Source organism: Rhodococcus sp. 21391, from assembly GCF_016772255.1.
GTDB classification, from domain to species: domain Bacteria; phylum Actinomycetota; class Actinomycetes; order Mycobacteriales; family Mycobacteriaceae; genus Rhodococcus_F; species Rhodococcus_F opacus.
In genome coordinates this window covers 6498206-6514388 of sequence record NZ_CP063781.1, presented here as the reverse complement: position 1 = coordinate 6514388, position 16183 = coordinate 6498206, and the positions used below count along the sequence as shown (strand labels likewise).

At 67.1% G+C, this 16183-nt stretch carries 21 protein-coding genes and 1 pseudogene; 10 read left to right on the top strand and 12 right to left on the bottom strand.

Annotated features, from left to right (window positions below):
• Positions 1-24 precede the first annotated feature (24 nt).
• The 3 genes and pseudogenes from GO592_RS46630 to GO592_RS30125 all read right to left on the bottom strand — a co-directional run.
• Positions 25-291: pseudogene (locus GO592_RS46630) on the bottom strand (Gfo/Idh/MocA family oxidoreductase); the annotation flags it as partial.
• A gap of 95 nt (positions 292-386) precedes the next feature.
• Positions 387-746 (bottom strand): universal stress protein, encoded by a 360-nt coding sequence (locus GO592_RS30130; protein WP_007296194.1) that lies wholly within the window; start codon positions 744-746, stop codon positions 387-389.
• A gap of 36 nt (positions 747-782) precedes the next feature.
• Complete coding sequence (locus GO592_RS30125) at positions 783-2201, bottom strand: sugar porter family MFS transporter (protein ID WP_007296193.1); 1419 nt, start codon at positions 2199-2201, stop codon at positions 783-785.
• 176 nt (positions 2202-2377) lie between these two features.
• Between GO592_RS30125 and GO592_RS30120 the strand changes: the two genes are divergently transcribed.
• Together GO592_RS30120 and GO592_RS30115 are read left to right on the top strand one after the other, a co-directional pair.
• Entirely contained in the window at positions 2378-3016 is a 639-nt protein-coding gene (locus GO592_RS30120) for a TetR/AcrR family transcriptional regulator (protein ID WP_007296192.1), read from the top strand.
• On the top strand, positions 3013-3675 hold the full coding sequence (locus GO592_RS30115; protein WP_007296191.1) for an enoyl-CoA hydratase-related protein: 663 nt from the start codon (positions 3013-3015) through the stop codon (positions 3673-3675). The genes GO592_RS30120 and GO592_RS30115 overlap by 4 nt, the downstream gene beginning before the upstream one ends.
• A 36-nt stretch (positions 3676-3711) precedes the next feature.
• Here the strand turns inward: GO592_RS30115 and GO592_RS30110 are convergent, their stop codons facing one another.
• The 3 genes from GO592_RS30110 to GO592_RS30100 are packed head-to-tail and all read right to left on the bottom strand — an operon-like array spanning position 3712 to position 6370.
• Positions 3712-4911, bottom strand: a complete 1200-nt coding sequence (locus GO592_RS30110) for an acetyl-CoA C-acetyltransferase (RefSeq protein ID WP_007296190.1) — start codon at positions 4909-4911, stop codon at positions 3712-3714.
• Positions 4912-4943: 32 nt separating this feature from the next.
• A complete protein-coding gene (locus tag GO592_RS30105) occupies positions 4944-5606 on the bottom strand; it encodes a 3-oxoacid CoA-transferase subunit B (RefSeq protein WP_005260718.1) in 663 nt (220 codons plus the stop codon).
• On the bottom strand, positions 5603-6370 hold the full coding sequence (locus GO592_RS30100) for a CoA transferase subunit A (RefSeq protein ID WP_005260717.1): 768 nt from the start codon (positions 6368-6370) through the stop codon (positions 5603-5605). Before GO592_RS30100 ends, GO592_RS30105 begins: the two co-directional genes overlap by 4 nt.
• Positions 6371-6567: 197 nt before the next feature.
• Here GO592_RS30100 and GO592_RS30095 point away from each other — a divergent pair, with 197 nt between their 5' ends.
• Positions 6568-7350 (top strand): IclR family transcriptional regulator, encoded by a 783-nt coding sequence (locus GO592_RS30095; RefSeq protein ID WP_007296189.1) that lies wholly within the window; start codon positions 6568-6570, stop codon positions 7348-7350.
• 242 nt (positions 7351-7592) lie between these two features.
• Here the strand turns inward: GO592_RS30095 and GO592_RS30090 are convergent, their stop codons facing one another.
• The 4 genes from GO592_RS30090 to GO592_RS30075 form a co-directional block, all read right to left on the bottom strand.
• Positions 7593-7832, bottom strand: coding sequence for a DUF6400 family protein (locus tag GO592_RS30090; RefSeq protein ID WP_007296188.1), 240 nt, complete (start codon positions 7830-7832; stop codon positions 7593-7595).
• A gap of 166 nt (positions 7833-7998) precedes the next feature.
• Positions 7999-8553: a YceI family protein gene (locus GO592_RS30085; RefSeq protein WP_009476977.1), complete on the bottom strand. Its 555-nt coding sequence runs from the start codon at positions 8551-8553 to the stop codon at positions 7999-8001.
• A gap of 123 nt (positions 8554-8676) precedes the next feature.
• Positions 8677-9153, bottom strand: coding sequence for a carboxymuconolactone decarboxylase family protein (locus GO592_RS30080; protein ID WP_007296186.1), 477 nt, complete (start codon positions 9151-9153; stop codon positions 8677-8679).
• A gap of 17 nt (positions 9154-9170) precedes the next feature.
• Positions 9171-9632 (bottom strand): MarR family winged helix-turn-helix transcriptional regulator, encoded by a 462-nt coding sequence (locus GO592_RS30075; protein ID WP_005256464.1) that lies wholly within the window; start codon positions 9630-9632, stop codon positions 9171-9173.
• Positions 9633-9732: 100 nt separating this feature from the next.
• Between GO592_RS30075 and GO592_RS30070 the strand changes: the two genes are divergently transcribed.
• The 6 genes from GO592_RS30070 to GO592_RS30045 all read left to right on the top strand — a co-directional run bounded on the left by GO592_RS30070 (position 9733) and on the right by GO592_RS30045 (position 13459).
• Positions 9733-10242, top strand: coding sequence for a VOC family protein (locus GO592_RS30070; protein WP_007296185.1), 510 nt, complete (start codon positions 9733-9735; stop codon positions 10240-10242).
• Between the two features lie 52 nt (positions 10243-10294).
• Complete coding sequence (locus GO592_RS30065) at positions 10295-11083, top strand: pirin family protein (RefSeq protein ID WP_007296184.1); 789 nt, start codon at positions 10295-10297, stop codon at positions 11081-11083.
• 90 nt (positions 11084-11173) lie between these two features.
• Positions 11174-11431, top strand: a complete 258-nt coding sequence (locus GO592_RS44775; RefSeq protein ID WP_237720368.1) for an alpha/beta hydrolase — start codon at positions 11174-11176, stop codon at positions 11429-11431.
• A gap of 25 nt (positions 11432-11456) precedes the next feature.
• Positions 11457-12041, top strand: a complete 585-nt coding sequence (locus tag GO592_RS30055; RefSeq protein WP_007296182.1) for an Rv1733c family protein — start codon at positions 11457-11459, stop codon at positions 12039-12041.
• Between the two features lie 141 nt (positions 12042-12182).
• On the top strand, positions 12183-12383 hold the full coding sequence (locus GO592_RS30050; protein ID WP_005256474.1) for a hypothetical protein: 201 nt from the start codon (positions 12183-12185) through the stop codon (positions 12381-12383).
• Between the two features lie 143 nt (positions 12384-12526).
• The gene (locus GO592_RS30045; RefSeq protein ID WP_007296181.1) at positions 12527-13459 is read left to right on the top strand and encodes a hypothetical protein; all 933 of its coding nucleotides are present in this window, start codon (positions 12527-12529) and stop codon (positions 13457-13459) included.
• A 26-nt stretch (positions 13460-13485) separates the two neighbouring features.
• Here the strand turns inward: GO592_RS30045 and GO592_RS30040 are convergent, their stop codons facing one another.
• Together GO592_RS30040 and GO592_RS30035 are read right to left on the bottom strand one after the other, a co-directional pair.
• Complete coding sequence (locus tag GO592_RS30040; protein ID WP_186301218.1) at positions 13486-14091, bottom strand: Rv1733c family protein; 606 nt, start codon at positions 14089-14091, stop codon at positions 13486-13488.
• Positions 14092-14228: 137 nt separating this feature from the next.
• Positions 14229-15131 (bottom strand): LysR family transcriptional regulator, encoded by a 903-nt coding sequence (locus GO592_RS30035; RefSeq protein WP_005256479.1) that lies wholly within the window; start codon positions 15129-15131, stop codon positions 14229-14231.
• Between the two features lie 74 nt (positions 15132-15205).
• On the opposite strand from GO592_RS30035, the gene GO592_RS30030 reads away from it, so the two are divergent.
• The gene (locus tag GO592_RS30030; protein ID WP_007296179.1) at positions 15206-16162 is read left to right on the top strand and encodes a DMT family transporter; all 957 of its coding nucleotides are present in this window, start codon (positions 15206-15208) and stop codon (positions 16160-16162) included.
• Positions 16163-16183: the final 21 nt, after the last annotated feature.

Here is a 16183-nt window from a genome sequence, read left to right as displayed (position 1 = left end):
CGCGACCAGTTCCGCGGCCGACGCCGAGTCGGGCGTGAGGGGCTTCTCGCACACCACCGAGATGCCCGCCTCCAGGAACGTGCGCGCGATGTCGAAGTGGCTGTCGTTCGGCGTGGTCACGGCGACCACGTCGACGCCGTCCTCGCGTGCGGCTTCCCGTTCCGCCATCTCCCGGTAGTCGCGATACGTGCGATCCGCCGGCACACCGAGGCTCCCGGCGATCCGCACCGACGATGCGCCGTCTCGCCCGAAGACCCCCGCGTGCAGTTCGTACCGGTCGTCGAGGCGCATCGCGTAGCGGTGGGTCTTGCCGATGTCGGCACCCTGTCCGCCGCCGACCATGCCCGCGACCAGGTGCAGGCTTCCTTGCTTGCTCAACTCGGCTCCTACTGAGGGGTTTTGACTGCGAGGACGGGGATCGGGGATTGCAGGATGAGGCGTTGGCTCACGCTGCCGAGCAGGGCCTTGCCGACCGCGCTGCGGCGTTTGACGCCGATCACGAGGCGTTCGATGTCGGGTCGTTCGTCGAGAAGGTCGAGCACGGCGGTCGCGGGATCGCGGTCTCTGCGGCCGATCCGGTCGAGGACGGTCACGCCGTCGTCCGCGAGCGTGTGCACGTCTTCGGGTTCGGTGAGGGAGAGGTTCACCACCAGAAGATCGGCACCCAGCATCGCGGCTTCCTTCTTGCCGGCCAGGAGGGCGTGCGATCCTTCGGAGGAGTCGGTCACGGCTACGAGCACTGTCATGGGATCAACCTTTCAGGGGAGGCGGTGCGGCGACTGTCACGAGTAGTCGCGCCGGAACTGATCTTCGAGTTCCTCGAGCGAGCGGCCACGGGTCTCCGGAACCTGAGTTTTGATGAAGACGAGAGCCAGCACGCCGAGGCCGGCGAAGATGAAGAACGTCGCACCGATTCCCAGTGCGGCCACGACGGGCGGGAAGAGCAGCGCGACAACCGCGTTGGCGATCCACAGTGCGAAGATGCAGACACCGATGGCGAAGCTGCGGATCTTCAGGGGGAAGATCTCCGACAGCATCAGCCACACCAGGGGGCCGATCGTGGCCTGCATCGAGAAGACGAACAGCACCACGAACGTCAGGATCAGGTAGGCCTTGAGAGTGCCGTCGGGCAGCAGGAACGCGGACAGGCCGACGAGCACGTGGAACGTGGTGGTGAGGGTGAAGCCGCCGAGGAGCATCTTCCGTCGGTCGATCCGGTTGATCAGGGCGACGCCGGTGAGGACGCCGATCACGCTGAACAGACCGTTGAGGGTGTTCGCGACGATGGCGGCGTTGGAGGAGAATCCGGCGTCGCCGAGCAGCTGGGTGCCGTAGTACATCACCGAGTTGATGCCGGTGGCCTGCTGGAACACTCCGAGGCCGACGCCGATGAAGATGAGGCGGCGGATCCATTTCACCGACAGGTCGGCGGCCCCGCCGGTCTGGGAGAGCTTCTCTTCCTCGGCGAGCGCCCGGACTTCCTCCAACTCGGCACGTGCCCGCTCCGGGGACCGAACCTGGAGAAGCACGGCGAGCGCTTCATCGTGCCGGTCCTGCGACATCAGCCAGCGCGGGCTCTCCGGCATCCGCAGCATTCCGGCGAACAGGAAGATGGCCGGTGTGACGGCGACCAGAAGCATGAAGCGCCAGACGTTCTCGTGCTCGCCCCAGATGTTGAAGATGACGGCGTTGATCACGAAGGCGGCGAACTGTCCGACGACGATCATGACTTCGTTGCGGGAGACCACGCTGCCGCGTCGTTCGGTGGGGGAGACCTCGGAGAGGTAGACGGGCACGGTCGCGGAGGCGCCGCCGACGGCGAGGCCGAGGATGAAGCGGAACAGTGCGAGCACCTCCCACGTCGGGGACAGCACACAGCCGATCGTGCCGATCATGAAGATGATCGCGAGCACCAGGATGTTGTGCCGGCGTCCGAACCGGTCGGACATCCGTCCGCCGATCAGAGCGCCGATCGCGGCACCGAAGATCAGGATGCTCACGACGAGGCCCTCGGTGAACGAGGTCAGTTGGAGGTCTCTCTTCAGCGGTTCGAGTGCGCCGTTGATGACTCCGGTGTCGTATCCGAAGAGCAGGCCGCCGAAGGTGGCGACGACGGCGATGATGCCGAGTCTGTGCGAGTGCCGCCCAGGGGTGTCGGCAGGCAGGGACGGGGCGGTAGTTCGGGTGAGATCGCTGGCCATGAACATCTCCTCGACGTGATCTATGTACAGAACACGTAATGTGTTTATGTCCGAACAAAGCTAACTCATTGTGACTCGGGGCACAACGGCAAGCCGATCATCGGGCGGATCCCCTAGGCGAATGTTTACTCCCTACCCGCGAGTAATAGAACGCACGATCTGTTATCGTTCGGCGTATGCCCAGGCCACGAGTTCACGACCTCGACGCCGCGCTCGATGCCGCCGAACGGCTGGCCGTCGAGGGCGGACCGAGCGCGGTGACCCTACGCGCGGTCGCCGCGGCCACGGAGATGTCCAACGGCGCCATCTATCACGCATTCGGCTCGCGGGGAGGGCTGGTCGGGCGCGCCTGGTTGCGGGCGGCGCACCGATTTCTCGACCTGCAACAGGAATCGGTCCAGGAGGCGCTGGGGCGTGGTCCCGTGGACGCCGTCGTCGCGGCCGCCGACACCCCGGCCGTCTTCGCCGAGCGGTTCCCGCAGTCGTCGCGACTTCTGCTCACCGTGCGCCGCGACGAACTGCTCGGATCCGACGTCCCCGAGGACGTCGCCGCCGAGTTGTCGCGCCTCGACTCCGTCCTCGTCGAACTGTTCGTCCGATTGGCGCTGGCGTTGTGGGGGCGCGAGGACGGTCGCGCGGTCGAAGTGATCGAAGCGTGCGTCGTCGGGCTCCCCACCGGACTGCTGCTGCACGCCCGGCGAAAACCGGACGACGCCATGCGCCGACGCCTGGAGGCGGCGGTCCGCGCCGTCCTCGCACTGGACCCCCCGTCCCCGGGGAAACGTCACGACAGCAACACGAAGGGTTCCCAATGATCGCCACCCTGACCTACCGGGACACGATCGCCGTCCTCGACCTCGGCGACGACGAGAATCGTTTTTCCCCCGAGTGGCTCGACAACGTCGACCGACTCCTCGACGACGCCCACGAACACGGCGCGCAGGCCCTGGTCACCACGGCCACGGGAAAGTTCTACTCCAACGGCCTCGACCTGGACTGGCTGATGGCCAACGGTGACCGCGCAGACTGGTATGTCGGGCGCGTGCAGGCCCTGTTCAGCCGGATTCTGACGCTCCCCCTGCCGACGGTGGCCGCGGTCAACGGGCACGCGTTCGGCGCCGGCGCCATGCTCGGAATCGCCCACGACTACCGGGTGATGCGGTCCGACCGTGGGTACTACTGCTTCCCCGAGGTCGACATCCACATTCCGTTCACCCCGGGGATGGCCGCGCTGATCCAGGCCAAGCTGACACCGCAGACCGCGATCACCGCCATGACCACCGGCCGCCGCTACGGCGGCGCCGACGCGCACACGAGTGGGCTGGTCGACGGGACCGCGCCCGAAGGCGCGGTCCTGGACGCTGCCGTCGACCTGATCACGCCGCTCGCGGGGAAGGACGCCGGCACGCTCGGCGCGATCAAGTCCACCATGTTCGCGCCGGCCGTCGCCGCACTCGCATCGGGTCGATCATGATCCGGTGACGCGAAACCTACTGTGCCAGAGTGATGGTCACTCGCCGGGCACGTGGAGAATCAGGGCGTCGCCCTGTCCGCCGCCGCCGCAGAGAGCGGCGGCGCCGGTTCCACCGCCGCGTCGTTTCAGCTCGAGCGCGAGGTGCAGCACCACCCGTGCCCCCGACATGCCGAGCGGGTGCCCGATGGCAATGGCGCCGCCGTTCACGTTGACCCTCGACGGGTCGACTCCGAGTTGCCGGGTCGACTCGATGCCGACGGCGGCGAAGGCTTCGTTGATCTCGACGAGGTCGAGCGCCGAGGGGTCGAGTCCCTCACGGGTGCACGCCTTGTCGATGGCATTGGCGGGCTGCTGCTGGAGCGTCGAGTCCGGCCCGGCGCCGACGCCGTGGGCGCCGATCTCGGCGAGCCATTCGAGCCCCAGCTCCTCGGCCTTGGCCTTGCTCATCACCACGACGGCGGCCGCGCCGTCGGAGATCTGCGATGCGGAACCCGCGGTGACGGTGCCGTTCTTGCTGAAGGCGGGCCGCAGCTTCGACAGCGACTCGGCCGTGGTGTCGGCGCGGATGCCCTCGTCCTCGGTGACGACGAGCGGCTCACCCCGGCGCTGCGGGATGGTGACGGGTACGACCTCGTCGTCGAAGAGTCCGTTCTTCCACGCGGCCGCGGCGCGCTGATGCGAGGCGGCGGCGAAGGCGTCCTGCTCTTCGCGACCGATCTTGTCGGTGTTCGCGTTCCGGTCCTCGGTGAGGGCGCCCATCGCCTGCTCGGTGAAGATGTCGTAGAGGCCGTCGTAGGCGAGGTGATCGACGAGGGTGGTGTCGCCGTACTTGAAACCGCTCCGCGAGTTCGGGAGAAGGTGCGGCGCCTGGGACATCGATTCCTGCCCACCGGCGACGACGACATCGAATTCGCCGGCGCGGATCAGCTGGTCGGCGAGCGCGATGGCGTCGAGACCCGACAGGCACACCTTGTTGACGGTCAAGGCGGGCACCGACATCGGGATGCCCGCGTTGACCGCGGCCTGCCGGGCCGGGATCTGACCGGCGCCGGCAGTGAGGACCTGCCCCATGATCACGTACTCCACCAGTTCGGGTGCCACCCCGGCCTTGTCGAGGGCGCCCTTGATGGCGATGCCACCGAGATCGGATCCGGAGAGTGACGCGAGCGAACCCGTCAGCCGGCCGACGGGGGTCCGGGCTCCGGCGACGATGACGGACCTGGAGCGAGAAGTCATGGGAGAGTCCTTGGTGTCGTGACGAATGTCGCTCAGACGAGCGCGGATTCGCGAATCTCGAGGGGGGTTCCGGTGGCGGCGACGACCTCGTCGACGGTGACGCCGGGGGCGACCTCACGGAGAGCGAGGGTGCCGTCGCCGACCACGTCGATGACGGCGAGGTTGGTGATGATGCGGTTGACGACGCCCTGGCCGGTCAGCGGCAGGGTGCAGGCGTCGATGATCTTGGGATTGCCGTCCCGGTCGGTGTGTTCCATGAGGACGATGACGCGGCTCGCGCCGTGCACGAGGTCCATCGCGCCGCCCATACCCTTGACCATCTTCCCGGGGACCATCCAGTTGGCGAGGTCGCCGGTGCGGGAGACCTGCATGCCACCGAGGACGGCGGTGTCGATGTGGCCGCCGCGGATCATGCCGAACGACAACGCGGAATCGAAGAACGCGGCACCGGCGTTGACGGTGACCGTTTCCTTGCCGGCGTTGATCAGGTCGGGGTCGACGTTCTCGTCGGTGGGGTAGGGGCCGGTGCCGAGGATGCCGTTCTCCGAATGCAGGGTCACGGTGACGTCGGTGCCGAGGTATCCGGGAATGAGCGTGGGCAGTCCGATGCCGAGGTTGACGTATTCGCCGTCGACCATCTCCGCGGCCGCGCGGGCGGCCATTTGCTCACGTGTCCATCCGTTGGTGCCGGTCATCGAGTGGCTCCTTCCGTGCTGCTGACTGTCCGCTTCTCGATCCGCTTGTTCTGGGGGCCGGTCTCGACGATGCGTTGAACGAAGACTCCGGGCAGGTGCACCTGGGCGGGGTCGATGGTGCCTGCGGGGACGAGTTCCTCGACCTGCGCGATGGTCACCTTTCCGGCCATCGCCGCGAGGGGGTTGAAGTTCAGGGCCGACTTGTCGAACACCAGGTTGCCGGCGGTATCGCCCCGTAGTGCGTGGACCAGGGCGAAGTCGGCGGTGATGCCGAGTTCGAGTACGTAGCGCTTGTCGCCGAACGCACGGGTTTCCTTCGGGGGCGACGCGAGCGCGACGGAACCGTCGGCGGCGTACCGCCACGGCAGTCCGCCGTCGGCGACCGGGCTGCCCACACCGGCGGGGGTGAAGAACGCGGGGATGCCCGCGCCGCCCGCCCGGAGGCGTTCGGCCAGCGTGCCCTGCGGGGTCAGCTCCACCTCGAGCTCACCGGAAAGGTACTGACGCGCGAATTCCTTGTTCTCGCCGACGTACGACGCGGTGACGCGCCGGATCCGGCGCGCACCCAGCAGAATTCCGAGCCCGTGGTCGTCCACACCGCAGTTGTTGGAGAAGACCTCGAGGTTCCCGACGCCGGAGTCGGCGAGCGCGCGGATCAGCGAGTCGGGGATTCCGCACAGGCCGAACCCGCCCACGGCGATCGACGCGCCGTCGGACACGTCCGCGACTGCTTCTTCCGGGGTGTCGAACACTCTCGATCCCATGTGCATCCTTTCTCCTGGCCGCCGTACCGGCGATACCGTGTTCCGCATCAGATCGTCCACCTGGTGGACGTCTTCGTGCGACGAGCTTTGCTCCACTAAAAGGGGTTGCTTCATGCATTTCAAGGGTTTCGGAGACAGTGCTCGCGTTTTGGACGTCGCGCCAGAGAGCGTTCACTGAGTGAACGTATACTGCGGTCATGGACGACGCGCAGCGGCCGCAGGTCATTCGGCGGGTGGGATCCCTCTTCCGGGCCATCGCGGCCCTCGAGTCGTCGGGCTCCTCGACGTCCGCCCTGGCGCGGGAGACGGGGCTCGCCCGCCCGACCGTGCATCGCCTCCTCGTCTCGCTGGCCGAGGAGGGGCTGGTCGACCGCGACCAGAAGTCGGGGAAGTGGTCGCTGGGACCCGAGCTGTACCTGCTCGGCTCGCTCGCCGCCGGGCGGTACGACATCACGGACCGCTCCCGCGACATCCTCCGCGATCTCGCACGCGAGACCGGCGAGAGTGTCTTCCTGTCCGCGCGCCGCGGCGACGAAACGGTCTGCATCGCGAGCGAGGAGGGCAGCTTCCCGCTGCGCTCCCACGTGCTGTACGTCGGCATCCGCCTGCCGCTGGGGGTGGCGTCGGCGGGTCTGGTCATCCTGTCCCACCTGCCGGACCGCGACATCGACGACTACCTGTCGCGCGCCGACGTCACCGGCGAGTGGGGAACGCAGCACAGGCGGGACGAGATCGCCGAGCGCATCGCGGAGACCCGCCTGAACGGGTACGCCGTCAACCCCGGGCTGCTCGTCGAGGGCAGCTGGGGGATGGGCGCCGCCGTCTTCGACGCCCAGGGATCACCGGCCTGGGCGCTGAGCATCACCGGTGTGGAGAGCCGGTTCCGCGAGGAGCGTCGCCGCGAACTGGGAGAACTCCTCCTCCGCCAGGCGCACCGGCTCACCCAACTCCTCGCCGACAGGCCGCGGAGCCGGGGGTGAGCACGATTCGGTCCGGCGCCTACGCGGCTTTCCGTCGCCGCTGAGGTCGCCCGTGGCGGGTGTCGATACTCCACAGGTGGGTGCAGTCGGGGCACTGGAGATGGACGCGGGTGCCCCGATTGCTCAGCAGGTACTGCCAATGCCGGTCGCAGTTGCGGCTCGACCCGCAGTCGCCGCAGTCCGAGCCGTGGTCGCAGGCCGGGCAGGGCAACCAGGCGCGACGCGAGAAGTCCGCGGTCGGATCAATCGGTAACACGGCCCACCGTCCGATCCGGGAGCACACCCGCCTGGACCAGCTCGTCGTAGATGCGCTGCTGCTCGGGGTCGAGGCCGGAGTACAACATGTCGTACGCCCGCTCCTCCTCCGCGAGCACGGCGACAGGATCCCAGTCCTCGCCGATCGCCTCGAGAACAGCGGTGCGCCGCCGCGCCTCGTCCAGCGTGAGGTCGAGCGAGAACGAGAGTTCGGAGTCGCTACCCATGTGGTCACCTTCGTTTCGCGGTCGCGGTTATCGAAGGGGCCAGGGTCACTCGAGCCCGCTCGAGACCGCAATGACCTGGATCACGTCGATCGAAAGTGTTGCGTCGTGTTAACGACGAAACGCCCCGCCATCCGGGTGGATGACGGGGCGCGTGGTGCGGGTGGGGTCAGGCCTGCAGGCCGGCCTCGATCTCGAGGGTGATGGTGATCTTGTCGCCGACGACGGCTCCGCCGCCTTCGAGGGGCATGTCGATGGTGATGCCGAAGTCCTTGCGGTTGAGGACGGTGGTGGCTTCGAAGCCGGCGACCGGTCCGTTGCCCATGCCGGGGTTGACGCCGTTGAACTCGAGGGCGAGCTCGACGGGGCGGGTGACGCCGTGGAGGGTGAATTCGCCCTCGACCACGTAGTCGTCGCCCTTGGCGCGGACGGCGGTGGAGGTGAAGGTGGCGGTGGGGTACTGCTCGGCGTCGAAGAAGTCGGCGGACTTGATGTGGGCGTCGCGGTCGGTGTTCTTGGTGTCGATGGATGCGACCTGGATTTCGGCGGTGACGGCGGCGGTGCCGTCCTCGGCGACGGTGATCGCGCCGGTGAAGTCGTTGAACGTGCCGCGGACCTTGCTGACCATGAGGTGGCGGACGGAGAAGCCGACGGTGGAGTGGACGGTGTCGATGGCCCAGGTTCCGGCGGTGAGGTTGGGCAGGGTGGCGGTGGCGGTGGTCATGAAAACTCCTTGGGCTGTCGAACTGTCACTCGACGACGAGGTAATTGAATATGCAACTACTACGTTACGCCGAAGTCGTTGCAATGTCAACTAAATTCTGCGAAACGCAGGTGAACTGCGGTGTTACTGCTTCGGCCGGACCGGATGGCGGCTGACGATGGAGATCCGGTTGAAGGCGTTCATGGTGACGGCGATCCAGCTCACCGTGGAGATCTCCTGCTCGGAGAGGAATCGCCGTGCGAAGGCGTAGTCGGTCTCCTGGGTATGCGCGTCCGGGAGGGTGGTGATCGATTCGGCCAAGGTGAGCGCCGCGACCTCCCGGTCGGAGAAGAGTTCCGTCTCCCGCCAGGCAGGCAGAACCGCGAGGCGCTGCGGGGTCTCGCCGGCCGCGAGCGCCGCGGCGACGTGAACGTCCAGGCAGTACGCGCAGCGGTTGATCTGGGAGACGCGCACGTTGATCAACTCGACGAATCGCCGGTCCATCCCGACCTCGGTGGTCGCATGACGGACTGCCTTGGCGACGCTGATCTGCGCCTGATAGACGGCCGGACTCTGCTTGTCGATGTGGACGTACTCGTTCACGGGTGCCGTGCTGCTCATGGCCGACCTTTCCGGGCTCAGGGGTGTTCCAGCAGGTGGGTGCGCATCTCGCTGAAGTCGTGACCGAGGATGCCGACGTCGCGGGGGCTGAGCAGGTCGAACATGTTGCGGCGCACCTCCGCGACGTGTCCGGGGCTGGCGGCGGCGAGCTTCTCGGCTCCGGCGTCGGTCAGCTCGGCCAATGTTCCGCGCTTGTCGTCTTCGCATTCGACCCGGCGCACCCAGCCGGTGTCGACCAGCCTGCTGATGGCCCTGGTCACGCCGCTGCGGGTGGTGGTCACCGCGTCTGCGAGTTCGCGCATCCGCAGTTGTCGCTGGGGCGCCTCCGACAGCACGACGAGCAGTTCGAAGTCGGTGAACGAGATGCCGGCGTCTCGGGTGAGCTGCCGGTCGAGTGCCTGCAGGAGGAGGCGTGTGGCGTCCAGGTAGGCGCGCCAGGTGTTCTGTTCTTCGGCGCTGAGCCATCGGGTCGGTTCCACGGCACCAGCATAGCCCAAGTAGTTGACAACGCAACGAGTTGTTGTAGTCTGAATTTAGTTGAAAGCGCAATTACTGCGCTCCGCGGAGAGGGGCAGGGCAATGAGCACCACAGACGAGCAGGAGCGTTCGCAGAGGTTCGCGGAGCAACGCGACCGGATCCGCGCCGAGCATCTGAAGCCGGTGGCGTCGAGGCCCGCGTCCTCGGCCCGCGGCCTCCATCACACCGCGCTGATCAGTAGTGACGTCGAGCGCACGGTCCGGTTCTATCAGGACCTGCTCGAATTTCCGCTTACCGAGCTGATCGAGAACCGGGACTACGCCGGGTCTTCGCATTTCTTCTTCGACATCGGCAACAGCAACCTGCTGGCGTTCTTCGACTTCCCGGGACTCGACGTCGGCCCGTACCGGGAAGTTCTCGGCGGACTCCACCACATCGCGATCAGCGTCGAACCCGGCCGCTGGGATCACCTGCGCACGAAACTGATCGACGCCGGCGTCGAACTCGTCGAACACAGTGAGGTGTCGATGTACTTCCGCGACCCCGACGGTGCCCGCCTCGAACTCATCGCCGACCCGCTCGGCGAAATGTACGGCTCACACGTTCTCTGAGAACCCTGACTCTGGGAACCCCTGCTCTGAGAAACCTGGAAAGGATTCGCTGATGACTGCCGCCATCACCCCACCCCGCCTCGACGTCCGCCGAGCCGACGACCGGTTCAAGACCAACGCCGGCTGGCTGGATTCCAAGCATTCTTTCTCGTTCAGCCGCCACTACGACCCGGCCAACACCCATCACGGCGTGCTGATGGTCAACAACGACGACATCGTCGTCCCGGGTCAGGGCTTCGACACCCACCCCCACCAGGACATGGAGATCGTCACCTGGGTGCTCCAGGGTTCACTGGTGCATCAGGATTCGATGGGCCACTCCGGCGTCATCTACCCGGGACTGGCCCAGCGGATGAGCGCGGGAACCGGAATCCTGCACTCGGAGAAGAACGACTCGTGGCGACTGGACGGCGTCACCGGTGAGCATGCCGACGAGCACACCGATCCGGTCCACTTCATCCAGATGTGGGTCGTGCCCGACGAAGCCGGCATCACACCCGGCTACGAGCAACTCGAAATCGACCACGAGTTGCTCGCCGGGGGACTGGTGCCCGTCGCATCGGGCATGCCGGACTATGCGGACCACTCGGCGATCCGGATCAAGAACAAGTACGCCGCAATGCATGTCGCACGACTGCAGCCCGGGCAGGCGCCGATCACCCTGCCCGACGCACCGTTCCTCCACGTGTTCGTCGCGCGCGGTGAAGCGTCGATGGAAGGCGTCGGCATCCTCGCCGAGGGTGACGCCGTCCGGCTCAGCGGTGGCGGCGGCCAGCAGGTGACCACCGGCGCCGGCGCCGAGATCATCGTGTGGGAGATGCACGCGACGATCGCTGGGTGATTCGTCCGCCGATCCACCGTCGAGTACGCCCCCGATCTGCTACTCGATCTTGTCCGTCCCGCCGAAGCGGAGCAGCCCTTGCCTGCGGTCGTGTGGATTCACGGAGGTGGTTGGCGGCTTCAAGACCAAACTGCCTGCCCAGATCTGGTGCAGCACTTCGCAGAGCACGGTTATGTCATGGTCAGCATCGACTACCGGCTCGCGCCCGAGACCCGGCACCTCGGCCCCCGCACAGCGCTGAGCGGGGCCGACTCCGGTCTTCGCGCCGAGTGTGAGACTCGTCAAGTTTGTCCATTTCGGTTTCCCTGTTGCCTGATCAGTGGCGACACTGGTGAAGCAGACATTTAACGTGGACGAAACAATGAGGTGGATTGTGTTGGGGCGCTCGAAGGCAGCCGTGGTGTACTCGGTGTCGGGTCGACCGTCCAACCCGTTCGCGCGACCGGTCGATCGCTTCGCGGCCACCCTGAAATCCGTCATCGTCGCCCTCGCGGGTGTCGCGATCGTGCTCGCCGCCGTGATCGGCACCTGGGAATACCACCAGGAGAGTGCGCGGGCCGCGCAACAACGCGCCACCACGACCCTCGTCGAGGCCGTCACCAGCGCCGACGCCCCCATCACCCTGTCGCCCCGCGGCTCCGTCCGGACCACCCCGATGGTGAAGGCGACGTGGGCCTGGGGTTCCGAGTCCCGCACCGACAGCATCGAGGTCCCCTCGGGGACTCCGGCGGGCACCTCGAAGACCATCGCCGTCGGCGACGACGGAAGCTGGGCCGGCCCGAGGATCACGACCTCCGACGTCGTCAGCGCCGCGGTCGCGGCAGTGCTCATCACCCTCGCCGCGAGCGCGCTGCTCCTGGGTGCGGTGTGGGCGATGTTCTCCCGCGCCGTCGAACGCCGCCGCCAGCAGTACTGGGACGAGAGCATCCGCAGGCTGTTCGCGACCTACCGTCGCTGACCCTCCGTAGGCCCGGTTCGACACGGCCTCGTACACGCGGATGTGAATCCGCTTCGGACGACATCCGATCGCGCTGTGCCGTGTCGGTTTCGGTGGACCTACTCCGGGCTATTCAGTTGATGCCGAGGAAAGGTGGGAGCCATGTCCGACAGGGATGCTTCTATATTCGAGAGCGAACGCGAGCTCGACGAAGAGTCCGTCCGTAAGGCTCAGCGGACCGTCGCCCACCACTCGATCGATGCCGAAGACTGCCGGATGCTGCTCGCGGCCCTCGGCATTCCCCTCGTGCGCGACCTCGACAACGAGTCGGTCTCCGGCGCAGCCGGTGCAGAATCCCTGTGACCGACGCGTCTCGCTGAGACAGACCCAGGCGACCGCCGCTGGGCGACAGGCGTTCACAGCGACTCCACAGCAGAGCTCGAGGGTGCCTGCACCGGCGACCGCTTGTATGGGATGTAACCCGAACAGCCCATGGAGAGGTCCTCATGACGAACAGCCCGCGTCACCACGCCGACGAAGTGCACGAGCACGACCGCGGACTCAGCCACGACCTGAAATCGATGTTGTCGCGTCGCCGCGCACTGTTCGTGTTCGGCGCGGCGGGTGCGACCGCGCTCGCCGCGTGCTCGACGGCGGGGTCCACGACGACATCGTCCTCGACGGAGGCGGCCGCGTCCACGGCGGAGACGGTGAGCGACAGCACGTGCGTGGCGGCGGCGCCGCAGGAAACGGCCGGCCCGTATCCCGGCGACGGGTCGAACGGTCCGAACGTGCTGGTCGAGTCGGGGATCGTACGTCAGGACATTCGCAGCAGCTTCGGTGCGTACTCAGGGACGGCGGAGGGTGTCGCGACGACCATCGAACTGAACCTGCAAGACCTGACGAAGGACTGCGCGGCCGGCGAAGGAATGGCGGTCTACCTGTGGCACTGCGACCGGGACGGCGAGTACTCGCTCTACGGTCAGGGCACCACCGAGCAGAACTACCTGCGTGGCGTTCAGGTCGCGGATTCCGCGGGCAGGGTGTCGTTCACGTCGATCTTCCCGGCCTGTTACTCGGGCCGCTGGCCGCACATCCACTTCGAGGTGTTCGACTCATTGGAATCTGCGGTGGCGGGCGAGGACGCCCGGTTGACGTCTCAGATCGCGGTGCCGCAGGACGCGTGCACCACCGTCTTCGCCTACGACAGCGGCTATGCGAACAGTGTCGGCAACCTGTCGAAGGTCTCCCTGGACTCGGACAACGTGTTCGGTGACGGCTGGGATGCCGAGTTGGCCACCGTGTCGGGCGAACCGGCCACCGGTATGTCGATCTCGATCACGATCGGTGTCGCCGAGAAGTCGGCGAACACGCAGTCTGCGCCGAGCGGTCCCGGTGGGGGTGGCGGACAGCCGCCGAACGGGGCACCCGGCCGGTAGCCGGCGCGGCTCGGTTCCGCCGTCCGTCAACTGACGTGCCACCCGGGTGGTCTGTCGAGTTCGTTCCATTCACGGGTCAGCTGAGCCTGCTGCCGGCGGGACGCAACCCAGTGGACGACGAGGAAGAGGAGGCAGTAACCGCCGGTCGCTGTCACCCAGATACCGCACGCGACGCTCACCGCCGTGGCGGCGTTCTGCGAACCGGTCTCCGGCGCCGCGACGAGACCGCCGTTCGGATCGAGCCAGACGGTGACGGTCTGACCGGCCTTCGTGCCCGATTCGGTGGGAACGTCGGCGGTGCGTGTCTGCCCGTTCGCCGACCACTGCACCCGTGCGTGCGCTTGATACTGGGGAGCGGCCGGCAGGGGTTCTCCCGTGCTCCCGGTGCGGGAATCCTCGACGAGCGTGGCGGGTGTCGGGTGGTGGGTGGCGAGTTCGGCCTGCGTCTCCTGGTCCAGTCGCGAGTACGTCTCGGTTCCGACGGCCGCGGCCAGCGGAACCATCAAGAGCACGAAGAACACCCCGATGAGAACCATCGCGGAGCGGAGCCGGTCGCACCCCCTCATGAGCGGGTTGCGGCTCCATGGACCCAGACGCCACAGGCGTATCGGCGCTGCACACGTATCGCTCATCGCGCACCTCCGGGTGGTTGCCCACCACCATTGTGCAACCGAAACGCCTGCACGTGTAGGGCCTTCTGACAGGTGTTCGCACGCGGCCGGTGTTGCCGGGTCAGATCCTTCGCGACAGGTCGGGCCACGGGGAGCTGTCACGCATCGATGCCGGCGAAGGCTTCGGTCAGTGCCTCGATCCCGGCCCGGACCGTGGGCCGGTCGTTGTCGGCGCGGCGGAGCGCGTAGATCTCGCGCTCGAGTGTGGGACGCACCGGGACGATCGCCACGTTGTCCGGCACCCAGACGCGGGCAAGGCGTGGAACGAGAGCGGCGGCGAGTCCGTGCGCGACGAACTCGAGTTGAGCCGCGAATTCGGGCACCTCGTACCTGATATCCGGTTCGACGCCGCGGTTACGCAACGTCTGCACCAGCCAGGTGTGGTACACCGCGCCCTTCTTCCACGTCGTCCACGGCATGTCCGCGATCTCGTCGAGATCGACGTGGTCGCGCGACGCCAGCGGATGGTCCCGGGACAGTGCGACGTCGGCCGAATCCCGGTGCACCAGGGTGTGCACTGCGTCCTCGGGCAGGTGCAGCGGCATCGTGACCCAGCTGTCGACGACGGCGAGGTCGAGTTCCCGGCGCACGATCGCGGGTATGAGGTCCTCGGTCTCGCCGGCGAAAAAGCTGACCCTGAGCTGCGGGTGGCGCCTGCGCAGCGTCGCCACGGCAGTCGGCACGACCACCCTGCCTGCGGAGGAGAAGGACCCGATTCGCAGGTCTCCCACCACATCGCGGTCCAGGGAGACGACCTCGGATTCGGCCTGCGCCAGAAGCGATATCACTTCCTGTCCGCGACGGGCCAGGAGCCGGCCCGCATCGGTGAGCTGAACGCCGCGGCCCGCGGGTACCAGAAGTTCGACGCCGACCTCCCGTTCGAACTTGCCGAGTTGCTGCGACACCCCGGACGGCGTCACGTGCAGGGCGCGGGCTGCGGCGCCGATCGATCCGTGTTCGGCGACAGCGCACAACGCGCGGAGGCGATCGACACTCAACATGGTAGTAACTCTACTTCTTTCATGACACGACTATTCACTTGTTGTAATGGTTGGAGCCTCGGAGAATTTTCGGTGTGACTACCGCCCTCCGTTTGCGTCCCCGTGCCCTCGTCAGCCCCTCGTTCAGCGTCGCGTCCGTGGATCCGCGACTGCTGGTGCTGGCGGGTGCGGTGGCGACGTCGCTGACCGGCAGTCTCATCAAATTGTCCGGGGTGGAGCCGGCCACGTCGACGTTCTTCCGGTGTGTGCTGGCGCTGCCCATCCTCGGACTTCTTGCGCTGCAAGAATTTCGGCGGTACGGCGGGATCCCGCGCAGGGTGATCGCGGCCCAGGTACTCGGCGGGATGATGCTCGGCGTCGACTTCGCGTTGTGGGCGCGATCGATCCACCTGATCGGCGCCGGCATCTCCACCGTCGTCGTCAACGTGCAAGTCGTCGTCGTGCCACTGCTCGCGTGGGTCTTCTTCCGTGCACGGGTGCCGGTCCGGTTCGTCGTGGCCGTTCCCTTCCTGTTCGCCGGTGTGGCTCTCGCCGGTGGAATCCTCGGCGGCAGCGGCGAGGGTGACCAGCTGTTCCTCGGAACTCTGCTGTCGCTGGCGGCGGGCGTGGCCTACGGGATCTACATCTTCGTCATCGGCCGTGCCGGATCCGCACACCGGGCGTCGTCGCAGGTCTTCGTGTCGACGATCGCCGCCGGCGTCGTCGGAACCGCAGTGGGATCACTGTGGGGAACGGTGGACCTCACGCCGGGATGGCCCGCGCTGGGATGGCTGGCGGCACTGTCGCTGAGCAGCCAGGTACTCGGCTGGGTCCTCATCGGATTCGCCCTGCCGCGGCTCGCCGCCGAGGTGGGCGCCACATTGCTGCTGCTCCAGCCGGTCCTGGCGATGCTGTTCTCCGTCGTGATCGTGCACGAGCGGCCCAGCATCGGGCAGTTCGCCGGCTGCGCGCTCGTCGTCGCCGCGGTGTGGATGGTCACCCACGTGAAGCCGGCGGACCGTCGTCCGGTGACCGCGCGAATCGCCGAATGACTCGGAGTGCGGCGTCTGCCC

What these genes read in the sequence shown, in the direction of transcription:
- GO592_RS30130 (WP_007296194.1), bottom strand. Translation starts at nt 746, where the DNA reads ATGACAGTGCTCGTAGCCGTGACCGACTCCTCCGAAGGATCGCACGCC.
- GO592_RS30125 (WP_007296193.1), bottom strand. Translation starts at nt 2,201, where the DNA reads ATGGCCAGCGATCTCACCCGAACTACCGCCCCGTCCCTGCCTGCCGAC.
- GO592_RS30120 (WP_007296192.1), top strand. Translation starts at nt 2,378, where the DNA reads ATGCCCAGGCCACGAGTTCACGACCTCGACGCCGCGCTCGATGCCGCC.
- GO592_RS30115 (WP_007296191.1), top strand. Translation starts at nt 3,013, where the DNA reads ATGATCGCCACCCTGACCTACCGGGACACGATCGCCGTCCTCGACCTC.
- GO592_RS30110 (WP_007296190.1), bottom strand. Translation starts at nt 4,911, where the DNA reads ATGACTTCTCGCTCCAGGTCCGTCATCGTCGCCGGAGCCCGGACCCCC.
- GO592_RS30105 (WP_005260718.1), bottom strand. Translation starts at nt 5,606, where the DNA reads ATGACCGGCACCAACGGATGGACACGTGAGCAAATGGCCGCCCGCGCG.
- GO592_RS30100 (WP_005260717.1), bottom strand. Translation starts at nt 6,370, where the DNA reads ATGGGATCGAGAGTGTTCGACACCCCGGAAGAAGCAGTCGCGGACGTG.
- GO592_RS30095 (WP_007296189.1), top strand. Translation starts at nt 6,568, where the DNA reads ATGGACGACGCGCAGCGGCCGCAGGTCATTCGGCGGGTGGGATCCCTC.
- GO592_RS30090 (WP_007296188.1), bottom strand. Translation starts at nt 7,832, where the DNA reads ATGGGTAGCGACTCCGAACTCTCGTTCTCGCTCGACCTCACGCTGGAC.
- GO592_RS30085 (WP_009476977.1), bottom strand. Translation starts at nt 8,553, where the DNA reads ATGACCACCGCCACCGCCACCCTGCCCAACCTCACCGCCGGAACCTGG.
- GO592_RS30080 (WP_007296186.1), bottom strand. Translation starts at nt 9,153, where the DNA reads ATGAGCAGCACGGCACCCGTGAACGAGTACGTCCACATCGACAAGCAG.
- GO592_RS30070 (WP_007296185.1), top strand. Translation starts at nt 9,733, where the DNA reads ATGAGCACCACAGACGAGCAGGAGCGTTCGCAGAGGTTCGCGGAGCAA.
- GO592_RS30065 (WP_007296184.1), top strand. Translation starts at nt 10,295, where the DNA reads ATGACTGCCGCCATCACCCCACCCCGCCTCGACGTCCGCCGAGCCGAC.
- GO592_RS30050 (WP_005256474.1), top strand. Translation starts at nt 12,183, where the DNA reads ATGTCCGACAGGGATGCTTCTATATTCGAGAGCGAACGCGAGCTCGAC.
- GO592_RS30045 (WP_007296181.1), top strand. Translation starts at nt 12,527, where the DNA reads ATGACGAACAGCCCGCGTCACCACGCCGACGAAGTGCACGAGCACGAC.
- GO592_RS30040 (WP_186301218.1), bottom strand. Translation starts at nt 14,091, where the DNA reads ATGAGCGATACGTGTGCAGCGCCGATACGCCTGTGGCGTCTGGGTCCA.
- GO592_RS30035 (WP_005256479.1), bottom strand. Translation starts at nt 15,131, where the DNA reads ATGTTGAGTGTCGATCGCCTCCGCGCGTTGTGCGCTGTCGCCGAACAC.